Here is a 22,664-nt window from a genome sequence, read left to right on the forward strand (position 1 = left end):
CGATGGTTGCGATCGCGGCATTCATCAGCACCCTCGAAGGGGGAGGAATGTCTCCATGCCCGCCAAGAACACGTGGCCCGGCAATATTCGTTGTCACCGCCCTGCTCGCCTCACTGACCGCCGTCAGTTCGTCACCAGCCGCTGCCCAGGTCGCTGACCTGCCGCCGCAGGAGCCGGGTGTCACCCTGCGTACGTATGACATCGGCGTACCGCTGACCGAGATCTGCACCCTCAAACCCGGGCAGACCCCGAACGTCGACAAGTTGATGCCGATCGTCGACTGGTCCACGGCGGACGACTTCGGGCAGGAGGACAACTTCGTCACGCACGCCCTCGCGAACCTGCACGTCGCCGCCGCAGGCACGTACACGTTCCGGCTGGTCAGCGACGACGGCTCCCGTCTCTACCTCGACGACGCGGTGGTCATCGACCACGACGGGCTGCACGGGGCGACCTTGATGGACGGCGCGGTGACCCTGACCGAGGGTTACCACGCGTTGCGGGTCGAGTACTTCGAGGCCGGCGGTGGGCAGGAGCTCACCCTGTCCTGGCAACCGCCGGGCGCCGAGGAGTTCGCCGTCGTGCCCAACTCCGTACTGAGTACCGACGCCGGCGTGGTCCGGGTGACCGCGCCCGGCCGCAAGGCATGCCAGGGGGTCACCGACACCCCCGGCGACGGGCTTCCGCTGGACGCGGTGCACCCCGACTACACCCTGACCGACCTACGGCCGGACGGGTTCGAGCCGCAGGTCTCGGGTATGGACTGGACCGAGGACGGTCGACTGGTCATCGCCACCTGGGGCGGCAGTGAGGAAGTTCTCGGCGAGGTCTACATCGTCGAGAACGTCACCGGGCCGACCAGTGCCGAACAGGTCACGTACAAGAAGGTCGCCAGCGGCCTGCGGGAGCCGATGGGCCTGGCGGTGGTCGACGGCACCATCTACGTCGCACAGAAGCACGAGCTGACCGAGCTGCACGACATCGACGGCGACGAGGTCGCCGACGAGTACCGGACGGTGGCCAGCTGGCCGTACGGGGGCAACTTCCACGAGTTCGCCTTCGGCCTGCTCTACCGGGGCGGCCACTTCTACCTCAACCTCTCGGTGGCGATCGACTACGGCGGCGCCACCACCGACCCGCAGCCGATCGGCAACCGGGGCACCAGCATCAAGGTGAACCGGCGCACCGGCGAGGTCAGCTACATCGCCGGTGGTCTGCGGACCCCGAACGGCATCGGTTGGGGCCGGGACCAGGAGCTCTTCGTCACCGACAACCAGGGTGGCTGGCTGCCCGCCTCCAAGCTGGTGCACATCGAGCAGGACCGGTTCTTCAACCACTACACCAACCCGGACGGTCCGTTCGACGCCAACCCGGTCAGCCAACCGGCGCTCTGGCTGCCGCAGAACGAGATCGCCAACTCGCCGAGCACCCCGGTGCGGATCAAGAAGGGCCCGTACCGGGACCAGTTCCTGATCGGTGACGTCACCTACGGTGGCCTGCAGCGCGCGTACCTGGAGGAGGTGCACGGCGAGTACCAGGGCGCGGTGTTCCGGCACACCCAGGGGCTGGAGGCCGGCGTCAACGAGGTCTCGATCGGCCCGGACGGGTCGATCTACGTGGGTGGGCTCGGTGCCGACGGCAACTGGGGTCAGGCCGGCAAGCTGCGGTACGGACTGCAGAAGCTGACGCCGAACGGCAACCGGACGTTCGACATGAAGTCGATGAGCGCCACCCCGAACGGCTTCAAGATCGAATACACCCGGCCGCTGTCAACTGACACCATCCAGGACATCGCCGAGCGCTTCCAGATCAAGCAGTGGCGCTACGCGCCGACCCCCACGTACGGCGGACCGAAGGTCGACGAGGAGACGCTGACCGTCCGCGAGGTCATCGTCTCCAACGACCGGCGTACCGTCCGGTTGATGGTCGACGGCCTGCAGCAGGGCCGGGTGGTGCACCTGCGCTCGCCGCGCTCGTTCACCGCCTCCAACGGCGAGGAGCTGTGGAGCACCGAGGCCTGGTACACCCTCAACGCCATTCCCGGTGCCCAGCCGGACCGGATCTTCTATGAGGCCGAGGAGGGCTACCAGCAGGGCAGTGCCCGGTACGACACCGAGCACGCCGGCCACTCGGGCGTCGGCTTTGTGGCCGGGTTCGGCGAGTTGAACGCCGCCAACACCGTGCACGTCGAGGTGAAGCGCAACGGCGAGTACGAGGTGGGGCTGCGCTACAGCAACGGTCCGAACCCGTTCCAAGGGGACAAGACGGTCAGCATCTATGTCAACGGCGAGAAGGTCCGGCAGACCGTCCTGCCCAGCACCGTCACCTGGCAGGAATGGGCCACCAAGACCGAACTGCTCACCCTGCGTCGGGGCACCAACGCGATCCAGTACCGGGTGGATGCCACCGACACCGGTCACGTCAACCTGGACCTGGTCACCGTCCGTAAGCCGGGTGAACGGATCGTGCTGTTCGACGGCGGCAACCTGTCGGAGTGGCAGCACACCGACGGGCGCTCGGCGAGCTGGCCGGTGGTCGGTGACGGGGCGATGGAGGCCTGCTGCGGCGATCTGCGCACCCGGCAGGCGTTCGGCGACTTCCGGCTGCACGTCGAGTTCAAAGTGCCGCAGCTGCCGCCGGAGGTCACCGGGCAGAACCGCGGCAACAGCGGCGTCTACCTGCAGGAGCGGTACGAGATCCAGATCCTCGACTCGTACGGGGACCCGACCCTCGACAACAACGAGGCGGGTGCGATCTACCTGCAGAAGGCACCGGATGTCAACGTCGCGAGGCCGCCGGAGACCTGGCAGACCTACGACATCACCTACCTTGCGGCCCGCTACGACAGCGCCGGTGAGAAGACCTCCGACGCCAGGGTCACCCTGGTCTGGAACGGCGTGACGGTGCACGACGACGTCGCCATCACCGGCCCGACCGGCGGGAACATCCCCGAGGGGCCGGCGACCGGATCGATCCGGCTGCAGGACCACCAGAACACCGTGCAGTACCGCAACATCTGGGTCGAGCCGCTGAGCTGAGCCAGGTACGAAGGCCGCGCCGGACCGGGAATCCCGGTCCGGCGCGGCCTTCGTGGTGCCACCGGTCAGGCAGCGATACTCAGCTTTTCCGTGACGTTCGTCAGACCTTTGTTGATATCTGGCGACCTCGTAGTCGAGCATGGCCACCACGGCAGGGTGACTCCGCTCACATCAGTTCGCATTTTCGCGGGGTGGGCCTATTGCCGGGATCGACGCACCCCACGACCTCCGCTCCGGAAGGCCTCGTCAGCGAAGAAGACACTTACCTTCGGGCTGATTGCCACCATGGCGTTCGCCCTTACCGCCTGCACCGACTCGGACGCGACCCCGACCGACGACCGGACGGACGGCGAGCTGCGTCAGGTCAGGGTCGCGGCGCTGCCGAGCACGGAAACCGCCGCCCTGTGGGGCGGCATCGGAGCCGGCATCTTCGCCGAGCGGGGGATCGAGGTGGAGGTGCTGCCCGCACAGGGTGGCGCCCAGGCCATCCCCGCCCTGATCAACGGAGACATCGGCTTCGCCATCGGTCAGCCGTTCGGCGAGGTCGCCTTCCCCGACGTCCCGGCCCAGCTCGAAGCCGGCAACATCGAGGCGGCGTGGGTGCCGGAGCCGTTCGTCACCCAGCTGCGCGACTGCGGCGACGCCGTCGTCGTCGAGCCCTACCAGGCGGTCATGGTACCGGCATCCGCCCAGGTCGGACCTATCGCGCCGGCACCTACCGGCGCGCCGAGCACGCTGGCCTGAGGAATCCGGCGAGAGCCGACCGGCACCGGTGGCGGCAACCGCATCGAGTGACATGGTCGTTACTTAGTCGGACGCCCTATGGTGTTTCCAGCCGGCAGGCGTAAGGGTGATCCTGTCGGAGTCGCATCAGCGACGCGTGGATCGTAGGCGTACCGGAGGGCCGATCGGGTGTTCAGCCGCATTGCCATCGTCAACCGTGGTGAGGCCGCGATGCGGCTCATCCACGCCGCCCGGGAGCTGGCCGCCGAGACCGGGGCGCGGATCGAGACCGTCGCCCTGTACACCGACGTCGACCGTACCGCGACGTTCGTCCGTGAGGCGGACATCGCCTACGACCTCGGGCCGGCGTCCGCCCGGCCGTACCTCGATCTGACGGTCCTGGAACGCGCCCTGGTGGCCACCGGCGCCGACGCGGCGTGGGTCGGCTGGGGCTTCGTCGCCGAGTCCCCGGCGTTCGCGGAGCTGTGCGAGAAGACCGGCGTCACCTTCGTCGGACCGAGCGCGCACGCGATGCGTCAGCTCGGCGACAAGATCGGCGCAAAGCTGATTGCCGAGGAGGTCGGCGTACCGGTCGCCCCGTGGAGCCGGGGCGCGGTCGAGACCCTGGAGGCCGCCGTGGCGGCGGCGAGCGGCATCGGCTACCCGCTGATGTTGAAGGCGACCGCCGGTGGCGGCGGGCGCGGCATCCGGGTGATCACCAACGAGGCCGAGCTCGTCGACGCGTACGAACGCACCAGTCAGGAAGCCGCCCGCGCGTTCGGTAGCGGCGTCGTGTTCCTGGAACGGCTGGTCACCGGTGCCCGGCACGTGGAGGTCCAGGTGATCGCCGACGGCCAGGGCACCGCCTGGGCACTCGGCGTGCGTGACTGCTCAGTGCAGCGGCGTAACCAAAAGGTGATCGAGGAGTCGGCGTCGCCGGTGCTCAGCCCGGCGCAGGCCGCCGACCTCAAGGCCGCGGCCGAACGGCTCGCCGTCGCGGTCGGCTACCGGGGCGCGGCGACCGTCGAGTTTCTCTATCACCCGGGTGACCGCATGTTCGCGTTCCTCGAGGTCAACACCCGGCTGCAGGTGGAGCACCCGATCACCGAGTCCACCACCGGGTTCGATCTAGTCAAGGCGCAGCTGCACGTGGCGTCGGGCGGGCGGCTGGAGGGCGCGCCGCCGTCCGAGCGCGGGCACGCCGTCGAGGCCCGGCTCAACGCCGAGGATCCGGACCGCGACTTCGCGCCGTCGCCCGGTTGGATCGCCCGGCTGGACCTGCCCTCCGGGCCCGGGATCCGGGTGGACACCGGGGTCAGCGAGGGCGACACCATCCCCGCCGCCTTCGACTCCATGATCGCCAAGATCATCGCGTACGGACGGGACCGTGAGGAGGCGCTCGGCCGGCTGCGCCGGGCGATGGCGAACACCACCGTGATCATCGAGGGTGGCGCGACGAACAAGAGTTTCGTGATCGACCTGCTCGATCAACCCGAGGTGATCGACGCCAGCGCGGACACCGGGTGGATCGACCGGGTCCGCGGTGCGGGCCGGCTCGTCGCCCACCGGCACGTCGCCGTCGCCCTCGCCGCGGCCGCGATCGAGGGCTACGAGGCCGACGAGCGCGTCGAACGGCAGCGACTGCTGTCCACCGCGTCCGGCGGCCGCCCGCAGGTGCAGCACGCCAGCGGCCGCCCGGTGGACCTCAAGCTGCGGGGCGTCGGCTACCGGGTACGGGTGGCGCGGACCGGGGCGTACCGGTTCCGCGTCGGCATTGAGGTGGCAGACGTCGTGCACAGCGCCGACGTCGAGTTGGACCGCTTCGACCGGCACACCGGGCAGATCGTCGTCAACGGCAGCCGCCATCGTCTGGTCACCGCAACGCACGGGCCGGTCCACCTGGTCGAGGTCGACGGGGTGACCCACCGGGTCAGCCGCGACGAGGGCGGCGTGCTCCGCGCGCCGATGCCCGCCCTGATCGTCGCTACCCCGGTGCCGGTCGGTGCCGAGGTGGAGGCGGGAGCGCCGGTGCTGGTGCTCGAGGCCATGAAGATGGAAACGGTGCTGCGGGCACCGTTCAAGGCCCGGCTGAAGGAATCCGGCGTGTCGGTCGGGAACCAGGTCGAGGCGGGCGCACCGCTGCTGAGGCTGGAACCGGTCGCGGACGACGCCGCCGCCGGCCCGGCGTCCGGCCCGGTCGCGCCCGTCGAGCTGGAGATGCCCGCCGCGTCCGGGGCGCTCCCGCCGGCCGAACGGTGCCGACAGGGTCAGGAAGGCCTGCGCGGACTGCTCCTCGGCTTCGACGTCGACCCGCACGACGACCGCCGCGTCCTCGACGACTATCTCGTCGCGCGCCGGGCCGCTGCCGAGGACGGCGACCGGCCGTTGGCCGCTGAGATCGATCTCATCGAGGTCTTCGCCGACCTCGCCGAGCTGAGCCGCAACCGACCGACCGACGCCGACGGCGACGGGCACGTGCACAGCGACCGCGAGTACTTCCACACCTACCTGCAGAGCCTCGATGTCGAACGGGCCGGCCTGCCGGACGCCTTCCAGACCAAGCTCGCCAAGGCGCTCAGTCACTACGGCGTCACCGATCTGGAGCGCTCCGCCGATCTCGAAGCCGCCGTCTTCCGGATCTTCCTCGCTCTGCAGCGTGCCGCCGCCGACGCCACCGTCGTCGCGACACTGCTTCGCGCGTGGCTGCGGGAGCCGCCACCCGGCCAGTCGTTGCACGAGCCCGCCGGTCTCGCCCTGGAGCGACTGGTCGCCGCCACCCAGGTCCGCTTCCCGGTGATCGCCGACCTCGCCCGAGGTGTGGTGTTCGCCTGGTTCGCGCAGCCGTTGCTGCGCCGCAACCGGGCCACCGTCTACGCCCGGGTCCGCGCGCACCTGCGTCACCTGGACGCCCATCCGGAGACGCCGGAGCGCGCCGAGCGGATCGCCGACATGGTCCGCAGCACCGAACCGCTGGTCCGGCTGCTAGGCCAGCGGATCGTCCGTGACCACCTCGACAACGCGGTCATGCTGGAGGTGCTGACCCGCCGGTACTACGGCAACAAGGGACTCACCGCGGTCCACGCCCACCAGGTCGCCGGCTGCACCTTCGTGGTCGCCGAGCGGGCGGACTCGAGCGTGGTCACCACCGCCGTGGCCATCGACGCCCTGGGGTCCGCCCTCGGCGGGCTCGCAGAGCTGGCCGGTGGCCGGGAGTCCATCGACGCCGACGTCTATCTCGCCTGGGAGAACCAGCCGGAGGACTTCGACGCCATGGCGGCGGCGCTGCTCGACGTCGTCGCCGCGCATCCGCTGCCGCCCCAGGTCCGCCGGGTGACCACCACCATCGCGGGCCGCGCTGGCGCGGTGATGCACCACCATTTCACGTTCCGCCCGTCGAGCGGGGGAATGGTCGAGGAGCGGCTGATCCGCGGCCTGCACCCGTACATCGCGCAGCGCATGCAGCTGGAGCGGCTGCGCAAGTTCGACCTGACCCGGCTGCCCTCGCTGGACGAGGAGGTCTACCTGTTCCAGTGCGTCGCCCGGGAGAACCCGTCCGACCAGCGTCTCGTCGCGTTCGCGCAGGTACGTGACCTGACCCGGCTGCGTGACCATGATGGACGCCTGGTGTCGCTGCCGACCACCGAGGACACCGTCGCGGCCTGCCTCGACTCGATCCGCCGGGCACAGTCGCGCAGACCGTCGAAGACCCGCTTCACCACCAACCGGATCGTGATCTACGTCTGGCCGCCGAACGACCTCACCCGCCAGGAGATGGAGATGATCGCCGGGCGGATGCGCCCGACGACTGCGGGTGCCGGGTTGGAGGAGATCCTGTTCATCGGGCGCCGACGCGACCGGGTGACCGGCGAGCTGACGAAGATGGCCGTACGGATCGCCTTCGACGCCACCGGCGGGGCCGAACTGGTCGTCGGCGAGCCGCCGGCCGAGCCGGTCGAGCCGTTGGACGACTACCGACTGAAGGTGCTGCGGGCGAGCAGCCGCAACACGGTGTACCCGTACGAACTCACCGGCCGGCTCGGCGACTTCGTCGAGCACGACCTCGACGAACACAACGCGTTGGCGCCGGTCGACCGGCCGAAGGGGAGCAACCGCGCGGCAATCGTCGCCGGTGTGGTCAGCACGGTCACCCCCCGCCACCCCGAGGGGGTCACCCGGGTCGCGCTGTTCGGCGATCCGACGAAGTCGCTCGGCGCACTGTCCGAGCCGGAGTGCCGCCGGATCATCGCGGCCCTGGACCTGGCCGAGCGGATGCGGGTGCCGGTGGAGTGGTACGCGTTGTCCGCCGGAGCCCGGATCTCCATGGAGTCGGGCACCGAGAACATGGACTGGGTGGCCGCCGCGCTCAAACGGATCGTCGAGTTCACCCAGGCCGGCGGTGAGATCAACATCGTGGTCGCGGGCATCAACGTCGGCGCGCAGCCGTACTGGAACGCCGAGGCGACGATGCTCATGCACACCAAGGGCATCCTGGTGATGACGCCGGACTCGGCGATGGTGCTCACCGGCAAGCAGTCGCTGGACTTCTCCGGCGGGGTGTCCGCCGAGGACAATTTCGGCATCGGCGGCTACGACCGGGTGATGGGTCCGAACGGGCAGGCGCAGTACTGGGCGCCGAGCCTGACCGCCGCGCGGGACGTGCTGCTGGCCCACTACGACCACACGTACGTCGTACCGGGAGAGACCGGACCGCGCCGGGCGGCCACCACCGACCCAACCGACCGCGACGTCTCCACCTTCCCGCACACGCTGGCTGGCAGTGACTTCACCACCGTAGGGGAGATTTTCTCGGCCGAGGCCAATCCGGACCGCAAGAAGCCGTTCGACATCCGGACCGTGATGCAGGCGCTGGCCGACCAGGACCACCCGATGCTGGAACGCTGGGCGGGCATGGCCGACGCCGACACCGCCGTGGTGCAGGACGTGCACCTCGGCGGCATCCCCGCATGCCTGCTCGGTATCGAGTCGCGGACCGTGCCGCGGCGTGGTTTCCCGCCCACCGACGGCCCGGACACCTACACCGCGGGCACGCTGTTCCCGCAGTCGTCGAAGAAGGCCGCGCGGGCGATCAACGCGGCCAGCGGCAACCGGCCGCTGGTGGTGCTGGCCAACCTGTCGGGCTTTGACGGCTCGCCCGAGTCGATGCGCAAGCTGCAGCTGGAGTACGGCGCCGAGATCGGCCGGGCGATCGTGAACTTCCGTGGGCCGATCGTGTTCTGTGTGATCTCGCGGTACCACGGTGGCGCGTTCGTGGTCTTCTCGAAGGCGTTGAACCCCGCCATGACGGTGCTCGCGCTGGAAGGTTCGTTCGCCTCGGTACTCGGTGGCGCTCCCGCCGCTGCAGTGGTGTTCTCCGGCGAGGTGGACGCCCGTACCGCGCGCGATTCGCGGATCCGAGAACTGGAGGGCCGGGTGGCCGCGTCGTCGGGCACCGATCGCGCCGCGTTGGCCGCCGAGCTCGACGAGCTGCGGTCGTCGGTACGGGCGGAGAAGCTGGGCGAGGTGGCCACCGAGTTCGACCGGATCCACGACATCCGGCGCGCCGTCGAGGTCGGCTCGGTGGATGCCGTCATCAGCGCAGCCGAGCTGCGCCCGCGGATCATCGCCACCATCGAATCCCGGCTGCGGGAGGGGCGGTGACAGCGAACCTTCCGACCGGGCGGTAGGATTGTCGGGCTCTGAGTGGAGCGGGAAGTGGAGGCCACCGATGGCTCGTGCGACGTCGAACCGCCCGGCGGCGACCCGGCGCAGGCAACGCTGGGCCGACGGATACGACCCGGAGAACACCCGCAAGTCGTTGATCGCCAGCGCGCTGGAACTGTTCGGGCGTCGGGGTTTCGACCGGACGTCGGTGCAGGAGATCGCCGACCAGGCCGGGCTGACCAAGGGTGCCTTCTACCACCACTTCGAGAGCAAGGACGACCTGCTGCGGCACATCCAGGAGGAGTACCTGGAAGCGCAACTGGCCGCAATCCAGCAGATCGAGTCCGGCAGCGACGACCCGGCGGTGCGGGTGGCGGAGCTCATCCGGTTCAGCCTGACCAGCGTGGCCGAGTACCGGGCACACGTGACGATCTTCTACCAGGAGCGGCGGTACCTCGCCGGAGACATGTTCGCCGAGGTGACGCGCAAGCGTGACGCGGTGGAGGCGGCCTTCGCCGGCATGATCTCCGACGGTATCGCCCGTGGTGTCCTCCGCACGGACATGGACCCGCGGATCGTCACCTTCGGGCTGGTGGGCATGTGTGCCTGGGCGTACCAGTGGCTCAACGTCGACGGTCCGCTCAGCATCGACGAGGTGGCGCGCCAGTTCAGCGCGATGGTGCTCGAAGGGCTCCGCTGAACCGTGCGGGGCCGGTCAGCCGGCGAGCAGTTGGCGGGCCATGACGACGCGTTGCACCTGGTTGGTGCCCTCGTAGATCTGGGTGATCTTGGCGTCGCGCATCATCCGTTCCACCGGGAAGTCACGGGTGTACCCGTAGCCGCCGAGCAGCTGGACGGCATCGGTGGTGATCCTCATCGCCGCATCTGAGGCGAAGCACTTCGCCGCCGCGCCGAAGTAGGTCAGGTCCGGCCCGCCCCGCTCGGACCTGCCGGCGGCCGCGTAGGTGAGCTGCCGTGCCGCCTCCAGGGTCATGCCCATGTCCGCTAGGAGGAACTGGACGCCCTGGAAGTCGGCGATGGCCCGGCCGAACTGTTGTCGTTGCCGTACGTAACCCAGGGCGTAGTCCAGCGCGCCCTGGGCGATGCCCAGGGCCTGAGCGGCGATGGTGACGCGGGTGTGATCCAGTGTCCGCATCGCCGTCGCGAAGCCGGTTCCCGGCGCACCGATGATCCGGTCCGCCGGGACGCGGACGTTGTCGAGGTACACCTCGCGGGTCGGGGATCCCTTGATGCCGAGTTTGCGCTCCGGTGCGCCGAAGCTGACGCCGGGATCGGACCTTTCCACCACGAAGGCGGAGATGCCGCGCGTGCGTGCCGCCGGGTCGGTGACGGCGAAGACCGTGTAGTAGTCGCTCAGTCCGGCGTTGGTGATCCAGCGCTTGACCCCGTTTAGTACCCAGACGTCGCCGTCGCGTTCGGCGCGGGTCCGCATGCCGGCCGCGTCGCTGCCGGCGTCGGGCTCGGACAGGCAGTACGAGAACATCGCCTCGCCCCGGGCGACTGGTGGTAGATACCGCTGCTTGAGGTGCCCGCCGGCAGCGAGCAGTAGCGGCATGGTGCCGAGCTTGTTGCCAGCCGGGATCAGCGAGGAGGTGGCACATGCCCGTGCCACCTCCTCGATGACGATCGCGGTGGCGAGGGCGTCCGCGCCGGCACCGCCGTACTCGACGGGGATGTGCGGGGCGTGGAAGTCGGCGGCGCGCAGCGCATCGTAGGAGGCCTGCGGAAACTCGGCGTTCTCGTCGGCGGCCGCCGCATGTGGCGCGACCTTGTCGTCGCACACCTCTCGTACGGCCTGCCGCACTGCTGCGTGCTCCTCGGGCAGCTGGTACGCCTCGAACACCACGGAACCTCCCTGCTCAGTTATCCGAAGCTGATGATACCATCCGGTCGGAATGAAGAAGGCCGCCGATGGCCGTTCTCCGTTGGAGTGACCATGCGAACCGCATCACGGACGATCGTGCGTAACCCGGGTGACCTGCTCGACCTGGTCGGCGCGGAGCTGGGGGCCAGCGCACCACAGGTGGTGACTCAGCGGCAGATCGACCAGTTCGCCGACGTCACCGGGGACCACCAATGGATCCACGTCGACGTCGAGCGGGCGCGGACCGGCCCGTTCGGTACCACCGTCGTGCACGGATTCCTGACCTTGGCACTCGTCCCGCGCCTGCTCGCGGACATCCTCGAGGTGCAGACCTTCGCCATGGGTGTCAACTACGGGCTGGATCGGGTCCGGTTCGTCCGACCCTTGCCGCCCGGTGTGCCGATCCAGGGCACCGCGACGTTGGTGTCGGCCCAGCCGATCACCGCCGTCCCTGGTACCGGGGACGGTGTGCAGGCCAAGGCTTCGGTGACGGTGGAGTTCGCCGATGGGCCGACGCCCTGCTGCGTGGCCGAGATCCTGTTCCGGTACTACAGCTGATCCACGTCGACGATCGGCGACGGCGGGGCGTCACCCGCTCACTCGGTCGTGGTGGCCGACGGACTGACGAACCGCCCCCGGTAGAACGACAACGCCGGCACGTTCGTCGGCTTCAGGTGCACGTGGTCGATGTCGAGCAGGAAGATGACGTGGTCGCCGCTGGTGATCACCTCGTCACGTCGTCCGGCGAGCACCGCCGGTGTGCCGGGCAGCAGCGGAACCCCGTCGGGGCCGGGCAGCCAGGACACCCCGGCGAGTTTCTCCGCGCCGGTCAGCCCGGATGTGGCGAACCGGCGGGCCACGTCCTCCTGGTCCCGGCTGAGGATGTGGATGGCGATCCGTCTGGATCCGACCAAAGTCGGGAAGCTGGACGAGGAACTGGTCACGCAGAACAACACCTTCGCTGGCTGCAGCGAGACCGAGGTGAACGAGTTCACGGTCAGCGCGGCGACGCCGCTCTGGGCGGTGATCGCGGTGATCGCGGTGACGCCGGTGGGGAAGTGACCACACACCTGACGGAACTCCGTCGAATCGAACAGCGGCTCGGCCGTCAAGGGAGGTCACCACCTGGGGGAGGAGTCGTGCCCGGGGCGCAGACCGCCGTCGAGCTGGATGAGGCAAAGTGAATGGCCGCCGGGATCCTTCACCAGGTGAAGACGTCCGTACGGGCTCCGGACCGGGCCGACGGTCGGCGTCCCGCCGAGCGCGCAGACCCGCCGCAGCGCGTCGTCCAGGCAGTCCACAGCGAAGTAGGTGATCCACTTCGCCGGGATCAGGTTCGGCCATTCGTTGTCGAGTGCCAGCACACCGGCGACCGCGACGTCGCCGAGCATCAGCAGGGTGTACGGGCGGGCGGTGGGCGTGTCTGCCGTCCGCCGGGTGGCGTAGCCGAACAGGGACCGGTAGTAGCTCACCGAGGCGGCGGGCTCCCCGGTGTTCAGTTCGTTCCAGCACAGTGCGCCGACCGAGTTGAGCAGTTGCGCACCGGTGCGTGACTCGCCCTGGTAGAGGCCGAACGCGGCACCGAACGGGTCGATGACGACGGCGCCGGTTCCGGCGGCCGGCAGATATCGCGGTGGGGTGACCAGCTCGCCGCCGAGCTGGACCGCCCGGGAGGCGCTCCGACTCACGTCGTCGACCGCGAAGTAGACGATCCACCCCCGGGGCCGGCCGGCGTGCAGCGCGGCGGCGTCGGAGATGCCGGCCACGTCGCGTCCGTCGATGCCACACATCCGGTAGGTGGTGGCACCGAGCCGTTCGGCACGCACCGTCCAGCCGAGTAGTGCCCGGTAGAAAGGTTCGACCTGGTCCGGATCGGGGGTGGCCAGCTCCACCCAGACGGCCTCGCCAGCCTGGAACCGACCGCTCATCGGTCCGCTCCGCGCGCGGTGACACCGGCGACGATGGTGCGCGCCGAGACGTCGTAGACATGATCCGGCCGTCCGGTGGCCCGGCTCGACTCGACCACCTCGACCACCGCTCGCAGCGTGCGGCCGGGTACGGCGAGCAGCGTCTCGACCAGAGCCCCGGCCGCGCGGTCGAGGTCGTCGTCGGCGACGACCTCGGCGACCAGGCCCCAGGCGAGCATCTGATCGGCGGACGCGGTCGTGGCCCCGGTCAGCAGGTGGTAGGCCTGCGGGCGGGGTAGCGCCCGGGCGATCGCGTAGCCGACTCCGGCGGGGGCGAAACCGAACCGGGCCTCGGGTAACGACAGGCGGGCACTGGTCGCGGCGATCGGCAGGTGCACGGCGTCGAGCAGGCCGGCACCGAAGCCGATCACCCGGCCCCGTACCGCGGCGACCACCGGCACCGGGAGTCGCCGGATCCGCCGCAGTGCGGCGTCGCTGGCGCGCAGACTGTCCGCCACCGTCTCCGACGAACTGCCGGCCAGCTCGGTGAACGCCGTGGTGTCCCAGCCGCCGCAGAAGTTCCGGCCGGCCATCTCGAGCTCGACGACCGCGCAGCTGTCGATGGCCGCAGCGGTCTCCAGTGCGTGGACGAGTTCATGCAGCGCGGTGTCGTCGAAGCAGTTGCCGCGGGCCGCGTTGTCATAGCGCACCCGGATGAGGCGTCCGTCGTGCCGAGGGGTGAGGGTAGGGGCCACCGGGGTATCATACATACCGGTCGGTATGTTCACAACGCCGCTGGTTGGCTGGCCTTTGTCACGCGAATGTCATAGTCGAGATACCTGCTTGAACGTTGACTTGATACCGGCTGGTCGGTACTTTGTGGCGAGCGTCACCGGCGCGCAACGCGGCGACGTGAACGGGTCCATCGCTGTGAAGGACACCCCTGATGATCATGAAAATCCTGCGTTCCCGGCGGCCCCTCGTGGCCGCCGCCGCCATCACTGTCGCCAGCGTCGGCCTGACCGCCTGCGGTGGCACCGAACCCGACGACACCGGTTCGTCCGGCCCGACTGTCATCCGTGCGCTGCTCGCGGCCCAGCCCGCCACCCTCGATCCAATCGTCGGTGCGCGCTCCGCCCAGGTCGTCTGGGCGACGATGCTCGAACCGCTGATCGACACCGGCGACGACCTCGCGCCCACCGACACCGGTCTCATCACCAACTGGACCCGTACCGACGCCACGACCTGGACGTTCACCGTCCGCCCCGACATCACCTTCAGCAACGGGGAAGCTGCCGACGCCGCCGCCGTCGCGAACACCATCACGCTCACCCGCGACACTGAGGGGTCACCGCTGAAGTCCTACTTCGGCAACGTCACCTCGATCGAGGCCACCGACGACGCCACCGTCGTGGTCACCACCGGCACGCCGCAGTACAACATTCCCGACCTGCTCACCACGGTCTATCTGGTCCCACCGGCCTACTACCAGGAGCAGGGGTCCGAAGGCTTCGCTGCGGCCCCGGTCGGCACCGGCCCGTACGTGTGGGCCGGCGCCAACGCCGGTCGTGACATCTCGGTCACCAAGAACCCCGACTACTGGGGCGACGAACCGACGAACGACGGTGTGACCTTCACCTGGGCAAACGAGGCCGCGCAGCGGCTCGCGTTGATCCAGAGCGGGACCGTCGACGTCTCCTTCGACCTACCGCCGGCCCAGGCGCAGGCGGCCGAAGCGGCCGGGGTCGACGTGGTACGCACCGAGACCGCCATAAAGATCATCGCCTTCCTCGACTCGACCAAGGCGCCGTTCGACGACCCGCAGCTGCGTGAGGCCGCGGCCCTGGCCATCGACCGGGACGCGATCGTCAGCGGCATCTTCGACGGCCAGGCCGCTGCCGACGCCGGACTGCTCAACGTCCGGCCCGGCCAGCAACCGCAGGACAGTGTCACCGCCGACCCGGCGAAGGCCGCGCAACTCGTCGGTGACGCCACCCCGGCCGTACAGATCACCTATCCGGCGGCGCAGTACACCAACATCGAAGAGGTCGCCCAGGCGGTGGGCGGCAGCCTCGAACAGGCCGGCTTCACGGTCAGCTACGAGCCGCTCGACTACGGCACCCTGGTTCAGCGGATCATCGGCCGCCAGGTCCCCGGTGTCGCCATCTTCGCCGGAGTGCCCAACGTCGCCGTGCCGGACTACTTCGTCAGCGGCTTCATGAAGACCGCGTCGTTGACCGGCAACTGCCCTGACCCGCAGATCGACCAGCTCGCCCAGCAGGCGCTCGAACAGGACAGCGCCGAGCAGGCCGCCCCGATCTACGAGCAGCTCAACACCATCGGAGTGGTCGAGAAGCACTGCTACGTGCCGCTCTACCGGCAGATCTTCAACTACGCGACCGGTCCCGGTGTCACCGGTGTCGAGTTCGGTCCGCTGAATACCGTGGACTTCACGAAGACGACCCTCTGACGATGACCGGAGCAGCGCAGACGGGGGTGCCCGGCGACCTCGCCGGGCACCCCCGCACCTCGGACACCGACACCGCCGTGCTGGTGGTCGACGATCTGGTCGTCGAGCACCGCGACCGGAGCACGGGGGCGGTGCTGCGCGCGGTCGACCACGTGTCGCTGCGTATCGGCGCCGGCGAGAGCGTCGCCGTCGTCGGCGAGTCGGGGTCCGGCAAGACGACGCTCGCCATGGCGGCCACCGGGCTGGGCACCCGTGGCGACGGGGCAATCCGGCTGCTCGGGCACCAGCTCTCCGCGATCAGTCGGGCACGGCTGCGGCGGCTGCGCCCCGAGGTGCAGGTGGTCTTCCAGGATCCGCACGGATCGCTCGACCCCCGGCAGTCGGTCCGCTCCGGGCTGCGCGAACTGCGTCGGCTGCAACCCGAGCGCACCTCCTGGATCAGCGACACCGAACTGCTCGACCGGGTCCGGCTGGCACCGCAGATCCTGGACCGCTACCCGCACCAGCTCTCCGGCGGCCAGGCCCAGCGGGTCTGCATCGCCCGCGCCCTGCTGATGCGGCCGCGGCTGATCGTGGCGGACGAACCGACCTCCGGTCTCGACGTGTCGGTGCAGGCCGACGTGCTGGCGCTGCTGACCCAGATCCGGCAGAGCACCGGCGCGGCCCTGCTGATGATCAGCCACGACCTCGCCGTCGTCCGCTCGATCTGCGATGTCGTACACGTCATGTACCAGGGCCGGGTGGTCGAGTCGGGGCCGTGCGAGGCGGTCTTCGTCACCCCCCGCGACGACTACACCCGCGAACTGCTCGCCGCGATGCCCGGCGCCCGCTGGAGGTCCCGCCGATGAAGGCCAGCACCGTCCGACGGGTCGGCAGCCGCCTGGCGTCGCTGCTGGCGTCCCTGCTCATCGCGCTGAGCCTGGCGTTCGCGCTCGGCCGGCTTTCCGGTGATCCGACCGTGGCCATCCTCGGACCGATGGCCACCCCGGAGCAGCGGGACGCTCTGCGGCACGAACTCGGCCTCGACCTGCCGCTGGTCGTCCAGTACCTCGAGTACCTGAAGGGCATCCTCACCGGTGACCTTGGCCAGTCGCTGCAGTTCTACCAGGCCAACACCACCCTGATCGCCGACCGACTGCCGTTCACCCTGCAACTGGTCGCCGCCGGCATGGCACTCGCCGTACTCGTCGGAGTGCCGCTCGGGGTGCTGGCCGCGACCCGCGAGGGCACCTGGTGGGACCGCGCCGCCTCCACCGTCGCCCTGCTCGGCCAATCGGTGCCCGTCTTCTGGTTCGGCATGATGCTGGTGGCGCTGTTCGCCGTGAACCTCGGCTGGCTGCCCGCCGGGCAGTCCGGCACCCCGCAGCATCTGGTCCTTCCCGCCGTCACCATGGCGGTGTACCCGATGGCGCAGATCGCCCGGCTCACCCGGGCGTCGATGAGCGAGACGTTGGCCGAGCCGTACATCGACTCCGCCCGGGCCCGCGGGCTGCGCGGCCGGCGGGTCGTGTGGCGGCACGCGTTCAAGAACTCGATGATGCCGATCCTGACCATCGTCGTGCTGCAGACCGGGATCCTGCTCTCCGGCGCAGTCGCGATCGAGTACGTCTATTCCTGGCCCGGCCTCGGCCAGCTGGCGCTGCAGGCCATCCAGTTCCGTGACTTCCCGCTCGTCCAGGCGATCGTCGTCTTCGGCGCGTTGACGTTCGTCCTGCTGAACCTGCTCGTCGACGTGATCCATTCGGTCGTCGACCCGAGGGTGAGGTGACGGCCGTGAGCCGATCCGATCTGCACCCGGCGCCGCCGGCGGCGCAACCGCCACGACGCCCGGCACGGCGGTCCCGTACCTCGGTGTTCTGGCTGTCCCTGCCGCTGGTGGTCGTCGCCGGCCTGGTGCTGGTGTTGCCGCTGACCGGACTGCTGCCCGACACCGGGCAGGACCTGGCGGCGACCCGGCGACCGCCCGCCTTCCTCGACGGCGGAACCTGGGCGCACCCGCTCGGCACCGACAAGCTCGGCCAGGACGTCCTCACACAGTTCGTCTCCGCCGGCCGGCTGACCATTCTGATCGGCCTGGTCGGCGCGCTGGTCGCGATCGGCCCCGGCACCCTGCTCGGCGTGCTGGCCGGCTACTTCCGCGGCTGGGTCGACCGGGTCATCTCGGTGCTCATCGACGCTCAGCTGGCCCTGCCGTTCATCCTGGTCGCCCTCGCGATCATCTCGAACCGGGGCAGTTCGCTGCCAGTGCTGTTCCTGGTGCTGGCGCTGACCGGGTGGGCGGTCTGCGCCCGGGTCACCCGGTCGGCGACCCTGGCGATCCGCGAGCGGCAGTTCGTCACCGGCCTGCGGGCGGCCGGCGCGTCGGAGGCGCGGATCGTCTTCCGACACGTCCTGCCCAACCTCGCCGGCACGGTCGTCGCGCTCGGCACCCTCCAGGTCGGCACGGCGATCCTGATCGAGAGCGCGCTGAGCTTCCTCGGCCTCGGCGTACCGCCACCGAGCGTCAGCTGGGGGTCGATGCTGGCCTCCGGCCAGGACGAGCTGAGCCAGGCCTGGTGGATCGCGCTGTTCCCCGGGCTCGCCATCACCCTGCTGGTGCTGCTGGTCAACCTGTTGGGCGACGCGCTGCTCACCCACCACGACCCACGGAAGAGGCGCCGATGACCGCGCTGCTGAGCGTCTGCGGCCTGTCCGTCGTCGCCCGACTCGCCGACGGCGACCTGCGACTGCTCGACGACGTCGACCTCGACGTGGAACGGGGCCGCATCGTCGGCGTCGTCGGCGAGTCCGGCAGTGGCAAGACCACCCTGGCCCGCACCGTCGTCGGGCTGCTCGAACGCAACGTCGATGTCGAACAGGGCCGGGTCACCCTCGCCGGCGACGAGGTGGTGGCCCCCGGCGTGGACCGCACCGACCGGGTCCGGGGCAGCGCCGTGGGCATGGTCTTCCAGGACGCCTCCCGGTCGTTGAACCCGCTGATGAAGATCGGCACACAGCTCGTCGAGGTGCTGCGCCGCCACGTCCGGGGCATCACCCGGGCCGAGGTCGAGCGCCGCTCGGTGGAGGTGCTGGCGCAGATGCGCATCACCGACCCGGCCCGGGTGCTGGGCAGCTACCCGCACCAGCTCTCCGGCGGGCTGCGCCAGCGGGTCGCCATCGGGCTGGCCGTCGTCACCCGTCCGGCGCTGGTGATCGCAGACGAGTGCACCACCGCCCTCGATGTCACCACCCAGACCAAGGTCGTCGAGCTGTTCCGCACCCTGGTCGACGAACTCGGCATCGGCCTGCTCTTCGTCACCCACGACCTGATGCTCGCCAGCGACCTCTGTGACCGGATCGCGGTGATGAGCAGCGGCCGGGTCGTCGAGCAGGGTGCGGCCAAGCAGGTGTTGGACGAGCCGCAACAGGAGTACACCCGGCGACTGCTCGCCGCCATCCCCTCGTGGAGTTGAAGGAGAACCGCGACACATGCCCGATCAGCCCGGCATCGACGGCTACGCGGTACACCTGCCGGCGTACGCCCTGCACGACAACAGGCTCGACGCGACCGGACCACCCAGGCCGGGCGGTCCGGTGCGCGGCGTCGCCGCCTTCGACGAGGACGCCGTCACCATGGCCGTCGAAGCGATGCGGCACCTCACCGCCGCCGACCACGCCGGTCGGCAGCTGCTGCTCGCCACCACCAGTGCGCCGTACGAGGCGAAGACCTCGGCCGGGGTCGTGCACGCCGCGCTCGGGCTCGATCCGGCCGTCAGCGCGGTCGATCTGCGCGGGCACCGCTGCGGCGCGACCGCCCTCAACCTCGTCGCGTGCTCCGGCGACGCGGCGGTGCTGGCCGACCTGCGGACCACCCGACCGGGGGCACCGGACGAGCTCGCCCAGGGCGACGGCGCCGCGGCGTTCGTCGGCGGCGGCACCCGCGCCGCGACGCTGCTCGCCCGCGCCGGACACACCACCGAGATCCTGGAACGGTGGCGGCTGCCCGGGGAACGGCACGACCGCGTCTGGGACGAACGGTTCACCGCCGACGTCCTCGTCACCGCCGGCCTCGACGCGGCCCGCCGCGCGTTCGCCCTCGCCGGCCTGGACGCCGTCGACGAGGTCGTCGTGTCGTCGTCGAATACCCGCGCCGCCGCGGCGCTGCGGCGCACGCTGGGCGGATCGGGGGCCGACGCGAAGGTCGAACGGGCCACCGGTTTCACCGGTGCCGCCCACCCCGCGCTGCTGCTCGCCGCCGCGTTCGACGAGGCGCGGCCCGGCCGGACGATCCTGCTGCTGTCGGCGACCGAGGGCGCCGACGCCTTCGTCTGGCGGGTCGGCGACGGGGTACGGGAGGCGCGCGGCGGCCCGGCCGTACGGCAGCAGCTTGCCGCCCGGCAACCCGTCGGCTACGGCCGCTACCTGCGCTGGCGCGGACTGCTGGACGTGCAGGGCCCGGCCCGGCCCGCGTCGCCGGCACCGGCGTCGCCGCCGATGTTCCGCCGGTCCGGCTGGAAGTTCCGCCTGGAGGGCAGCCGGTGCGACGCCTGTGCGAAGGTCACCACACCGCCGGCCCGGGTCTGCGCCTCCTGCGGCAGCGCCGCGTCGGGACAGACGCCAGCGACGGTCCCGCTGCGGGACAAGAGCGCCCGGGTCGTCTCGGTGACCAGGGACCATCTGACCACCATGCCGGAACCGGAGGTCGCGGTCGTCGTCGCCGACATCGACGGCGGCGGCCGACTCAGCGCGTACGCGACCGACGTCGCGCCGGGCGACGTGGCCGTGGGCATGGTGATGACGCCGACGTTCCGGCGGCTGTGGACCACCGATTCGATCCCCAACTACTTCTGGAAACTCCGGCCACGGAAGGAGACCACCGATGGCCAGTAGGCGGATGGCCCACGACGTCGCGATCGTCGCGATGGGCTGTACCCCGTTCCGCGACCACTGGCACCGGTCCGCCGACGATCTGCTGGTCGACGCGGTGCACGAGTGCGTCGGGTCGCTGCCCGGTGCCACCCTCGACGACATCGACGCGTTCTGGGTGGGTACCCAGGGCTCCGGCATGTCCGGGCAGACTCTTGCCCGGCCGTTGCGCCTGGTCGGCAAGCCGGTAACCCGGGTGGAGAACTACTGCGCCACCGGCTCGGAGTCGCTGCGCAACGCGGCGTTCGCGGTCGCGTCCGGGGCGTACGACATGGTCATGGCGACCGGGGTGGAGAAGCTGAAGGATTCGGCGTACTCCGGTCTGGCCGCCGTCTACCCACCCGCCGACGGCACCGACGTCGACTGGACCGCACCCGCCGGATTCTCCCTGCTCGCCCCCGCCTATCAGCAGGCGTACGGCGTCGGCGCGCGGGACATGCGCGATGCGCTCACCAAGGTCGCGACGAAGAACCACGAGAACGGCGCGTTGAACGAGCGCGCCCAGTTCCGTAGGGCTGTCTCCGCCGAGGCCGTTGAGAACGCGCCGCGCGTCGCCGGGCAGCTCGGCGTACTGGACTGCTCGGGCGTCTCCGACGGCGCCGCCGCGGCCATCCTGGTCCGAGCCGAGGACGCCTACCGTTACACCGACAAGCCGGTGTTCCTGCGGGGGATGGGGTTCGTCGCGGGCTCGGGCTCGGGTCTGGCCACCGACGGCTACGACTTCACCACCTTCCCGGAGGTGGTGCAGGCGGCGCGACAGGCCTACGACCAGGCGGGTGTCACCGACCCGGCGACACAGATCTCGCTGGCCGAGGTGCACGACTGTTTCACTCCGACGGAGGTGGTGCTGATGGAGGACCTGGGATTCTCCGAGCGGGGCAAGGCCTGGCGGGACATCCTCGACGGCCGGTACGACCGCGGCGGCGCGTTGCCGGTGAACACCGACGGAGGTCTCAAGTCGTTCGGCCACCCGATCGGCGCCACCGGGCTACGGATGGTGTTCGAGTGCTTCACCCAGCTGCGGGGTGCGGCCGGTGCCCGCCAGGTGCCCGACGCCCGGTTGGCCCTCGCCCAGAACCTCGGTGGGCAGCCGGGTTCCTGCGTGGCGTTCGTCGCGGTGCTGGGGAGTCAGCGGTGAACGCCCAGGTGCGCCTCGACGGGCAGGTCGTGATCGTCACCGGCGCCGGCAACGGGATCGGCCGGGCGCACGCCCTGCTGCTGGCCGAACGCGGTGCCCGCGTGGTTGTCAACGATCTCGGCGGGGCGGTGGACGGTTCGGGTTCCTCCGGTGCGGCGCAGCGGGTGGTCGACGAGATCCGCGCCGCGGGCGGCGTCGGGGTCGCGTCGACGGACTCGATCGCCACCGCAGCGGGTGGCGCCGACCTCGTCGCACGGGCCCTGCAGGAGTTCGGCCGGATCGACGCGGTGATCCACAACGCCGGCATCCTGCGGGACGGCACGCTGGCCAAGATGCGCGAGGAGGACGTCGCCGCGGTCCTCGACGTGCATCTCGCCGGTGCGTTCCACGTGTTGCGGCCCGCGTGGGGGCAGATGGCCGATCGGGGGTACGGGCGAATCGTGCTGACCAGCTCGTCGTCCGGGTTGTTCGGCAACTTCGGCCAGGCCAACTACGGGGCGGCCAAGGCCGGCCTGATCGGTCTGATGAACGTGCTCGCGCTGGAGGGTGCCCGCCGGGGCATCCTGGTGAACGCGATCGCACCGACCGCCGCGACCCGGATGACCGAGAACCTCCTCGGTGAGCTGGCCGACCGGTTCGACCCGCAGCACGTCGCTGCGGTGGCGACCTTTCTCGCCTCCGGGCAGTGCCAGCTGAACCGGCACATCCTCACCGTCGGCGGTGGCCGGGTCGGGCGAATCTTCATCGGCGTCACCCCCGGCTGGTACGGCGGGGCCGAGCCGGTCTCGCCCGACGACATCAGCGCGTCGATCGACGACATCTGCCGGCTCGACGACTTCATCGTCCCCGACAGTGGCGCCGACGAGGTCACGCTGATCCAGCGGGCCCTGTCCAAACCCGCCGGCCCAACCGCCTGAGCCGTCAAGGAAGGGAGCCA

At 70.3% G+C, this 22,664-nt stretch carries 17 protein-coding genes; 13 read left to right on the top strand and 4 right to left on the bottom strand.

All coding sequences use genetic code 11. The features are described from left to right. Nucleotides 1-2: 2 nt before the first annotated feature. The 4 genes from O7543_RS03500 to O7543_RS03515 all read left to right on the top strand — a co-directional run bounded on the left by O7543_RS03500 (nucleotide 3) and on the right by O7543_RS03515 (nucleotide 10,122). A complete protein-coding gene (locus O7543_RS03500; RefSeq protein ID WP_281555203.1) occupies nucleotides 3-3,038 on the top strand; it encodes a family 16 glycoside hydrolase in 3,036 nt (1,011 codons plus the stop codon). Nucleotides 3,039-3,323: 285 nt separating this feature from the next. Then, nucleotides 3,324-3,782, top strand: a complete 459-nt coding sequence (locus O7543_RS03505; RefSeq protein ID WP_281555202.1) for a hypothetical protein — start codon at nucleotides 3,324-3,326, stop codon at nucleotides 3,780-3,782. Nucleotides 3,783-3,950: 168 nt separating this feature from the next. Next, nucleotides 3,951-9,419, top strand: a complete 5,469-nt coding sequence (locus O7543_RS03510) for a biotin carboxylase N-terminal domain-containing protein (protein ID WP_281555201.1) — start codon at nucleotides 3,951-3,953, stop codon at nucleotides 9,417-9,419. 67 nt (nucleotides 9,420-9,486) lie between these two features. After that, complete coding sequence (locus O7543_RS03515) at nucleotides 9,487-10,122, top strand: TetR/AcrR family transcriptional regulator (protein WP_281555200.1); 636 nt, start codon at nucleotides 9,487-9,489, stop codon at nucleotides 10,120-10,122. Nucleotides 10,123-10,137: 15 nt separating this feature from the next. On the opposite strand, the gene O7543_RS03520 is transcribed toward O7543_RS03515, so the two are convergent. After that, on the bottom strand, nucleotides 10,138-11,286 hold the full coding sequence (locus tag O7543_RS03520) for an acyl-CoA dehydrogenase family protein (RefSeq protein ID WP_281555600.1): 1,149 nt from the start codon (nucleotides 11,284-11,286) through the stop codon (nucleotides 10,138-10,140). A gap of 93 nt (nucleotides 11,287-11,379) precedes the next feature. On the opposite strand from O7543_RS03520, the gene O7543_RS03525 reads away from it, so the two are divergent. Further along, nucleotides 11,380-11,865 carry a MaoC family dehydratase gene (locus O7543_RS03525; protein WP_281555199.1) on the top strand — a complete coding sequence of 162 codons (486 nt, stop codon included), beginning with the start codon at nucleotides 11,380-11,382 and terminating at the stop codon, nucleotides 11,863-11,865. Between the two features lie 38 nt (nucleotides 11,866-11,903). Here the strand turns inward: O7543_RS03525 and O7543_RS03530 are convergent, their stop codons facing one another. Genes O7543_RS03530 through O7543_RS03540 form a run of 3 tightly spaced genes read right to left on the bottom strand, consistent with a single transcriptional unit; the run spans nucleotide 11,904 to nucleotide 13,969 of the window. Then, nucleotides 11,904-12,419 (bottom strand): flavin reductase family protein, encoded by a 516-nt coding sequence (locus tag O7543_RS03530; protein WP_281555198.1) that lies wholly within the window; start codon nucleotides 12,417-12,419, stop codon nucleotides 11,904-11,906. 6 nt (nucleotides 12,420-12,425) lie between these two features. Next, complete coding sequence (locus tag O7543_RS03535; protein WP_281555197.1) at nucleotides 12,426-13,235, bottom strand: VOC family protein; 810 nt, start codon at nucleotides 13,233-13,235, stop codon at nucleotides 12,426-12,428. Then, nucleotides 13,232-13,969 (bottom strand): enoyl-CoA hydratase/isomerase family protein, encoded by a 738-nt coding sequence (locus tag O7543_RS03540; RefSeq protein ID WP_281555196.1) that lies wholly within the window; start codon nucleotides 13,967-13,969, stop codon nucleotides 13,232-13,234. Before O7543_RS03540 ends, O7543_RS03535 begins: the two co-directional genes overlap by 4 nt. Nucleotides 13,970-14,160: 191 nt before the next feature. Here O7543_RS03540 and O7543_RS03545 point away from each other — a divergent pair, with 191 nt between their 5' ends. Genes O7543_RS03545 through O7543_RS03580 form a run of 8 tightly spaced genes read left to right on the top strand, consistent with a single transcriptional unit; the run spans nucleotide 14,161 to nucleotide 22,644 of the window. Next, nucleotides 14,161-15,684 (top strand): ABC transporter substrate-binding protein, encoded by a 1,524-nt coding sequence (locus tag O7543_RS03545; RefSeq protein ID WP_281555195.1) that lies wholly within the window; start codon nucleotides 14,161-14,163, stop codon nucleotides 15,682-15,684. A gap of 2 nt (nucleotides 15,685-15,686) precedes the next feature. Beyond that, nucleotides 15,687-16,532: a dipeptide/oligopeptide/nickel ABC transporter ATP-binding protein gene (locus O7543_RS03550; RefSeq protein WP_281555194.1), complete on the top strand. Its 846-nt coding sequence runs from the start codon at nucleotides 15,687-15,689 to the stop codon at nucleotides 16,530-16,532. Beyond that, nucleotides 16,529-17,452: an ABC transporter permease gene (locus O7543_RS03555; protein ID WP_281555193.1), complete on the top strand. Its 924-nt coding sequence runs from the start codon at nucleotides 16,529-16,531 to the stop codon at nucleotides 17,450-17,452. The genes O7543_RS03550 and O7543_RS03555 overlap by 4 nt, the downstream gene beginning before the upstream one ends. Before the next feature lie 5 nt (nucleotides 17,453-17,457). After that, on the top strand, nucleotides 17,458-18,348 hold the full coding sequence (locus O7543_RS03560) for an ABC transporter permease (protein ID WP_281555192.1): 891 nt from the start codon (nucleotides 17,458-17,460) through the stop codon (nucleotides 18,346-18,348). Then, nucleotides 18,345-19,136 (top strand): ABC transporter ATP-binding protein, encoded by a 792-nt coding sequence (locus tag O7543_RS03565; RefSeq protein ID WP_281555191.1) that lies wholly within the window; start codon nucleotides 18,345-18,347, stop codon nucleotides 19,134-19,136. Before O7543_RS03560 ends, O7543_RS03565 begins: the two co-directional genes overlap by 4 nt. 16 nt (nucleotides 19,137-19,152) lie before the next feature. Further along, nucleotides 19,153-20,553 (top strand): zinc ribbon domain-containing protein, encoded by a 1,401-nt coding sequence (locus O7543_RS03570; protein ID WP_281555190.1) that lies wholly within the window; start codon nucleotides 19,153-19,155, stop codon nucleotides 20,551-20,553. Next, on the top strand, nucleotides 20,543-21,727 hold the full coding sequence (locus O7543_RS03575) for an acetyl-CoA acetyltransferase (protein WP_281555189.1): 1,185 nt from the start codon (nucleotides 20,543-20,545) through the stop codon (nucleotides 21,725-21,727). Before O7543_RS03570 ends, O7543_RS03575 begins: the two co-directional genes overlap by 11 nt. Then, nucleotides 21,724-22,644 carry an SDR family NAD(P)-dependent oxidoreductase gene (locus tag O7543_RS03580; protein ID WP_281555188.1) on the top strand — a complete coding sequence of 307 codons (921 nt, stop codon included), beginning with the start codon at nucleotides 21,724-21,726 and terminating at the stop codon, nucleotides 22,642-22,644. Before O7543_RS03575 ends, O7543_RS03580 begins: the two co-directional genes overlap by 4 nt. Nucleotides 22,645-22,664: the final 20 nt, after the last annotated feature.

Source organism: Solwaraspora sp. WMMA2080 (assembly GCF_027497395.1).
Lineage (GTDB): Bacteria > Actinomycetota > Actinomycetes > Mycobacteriales > Micromonosporaceae > Micromonospora_E.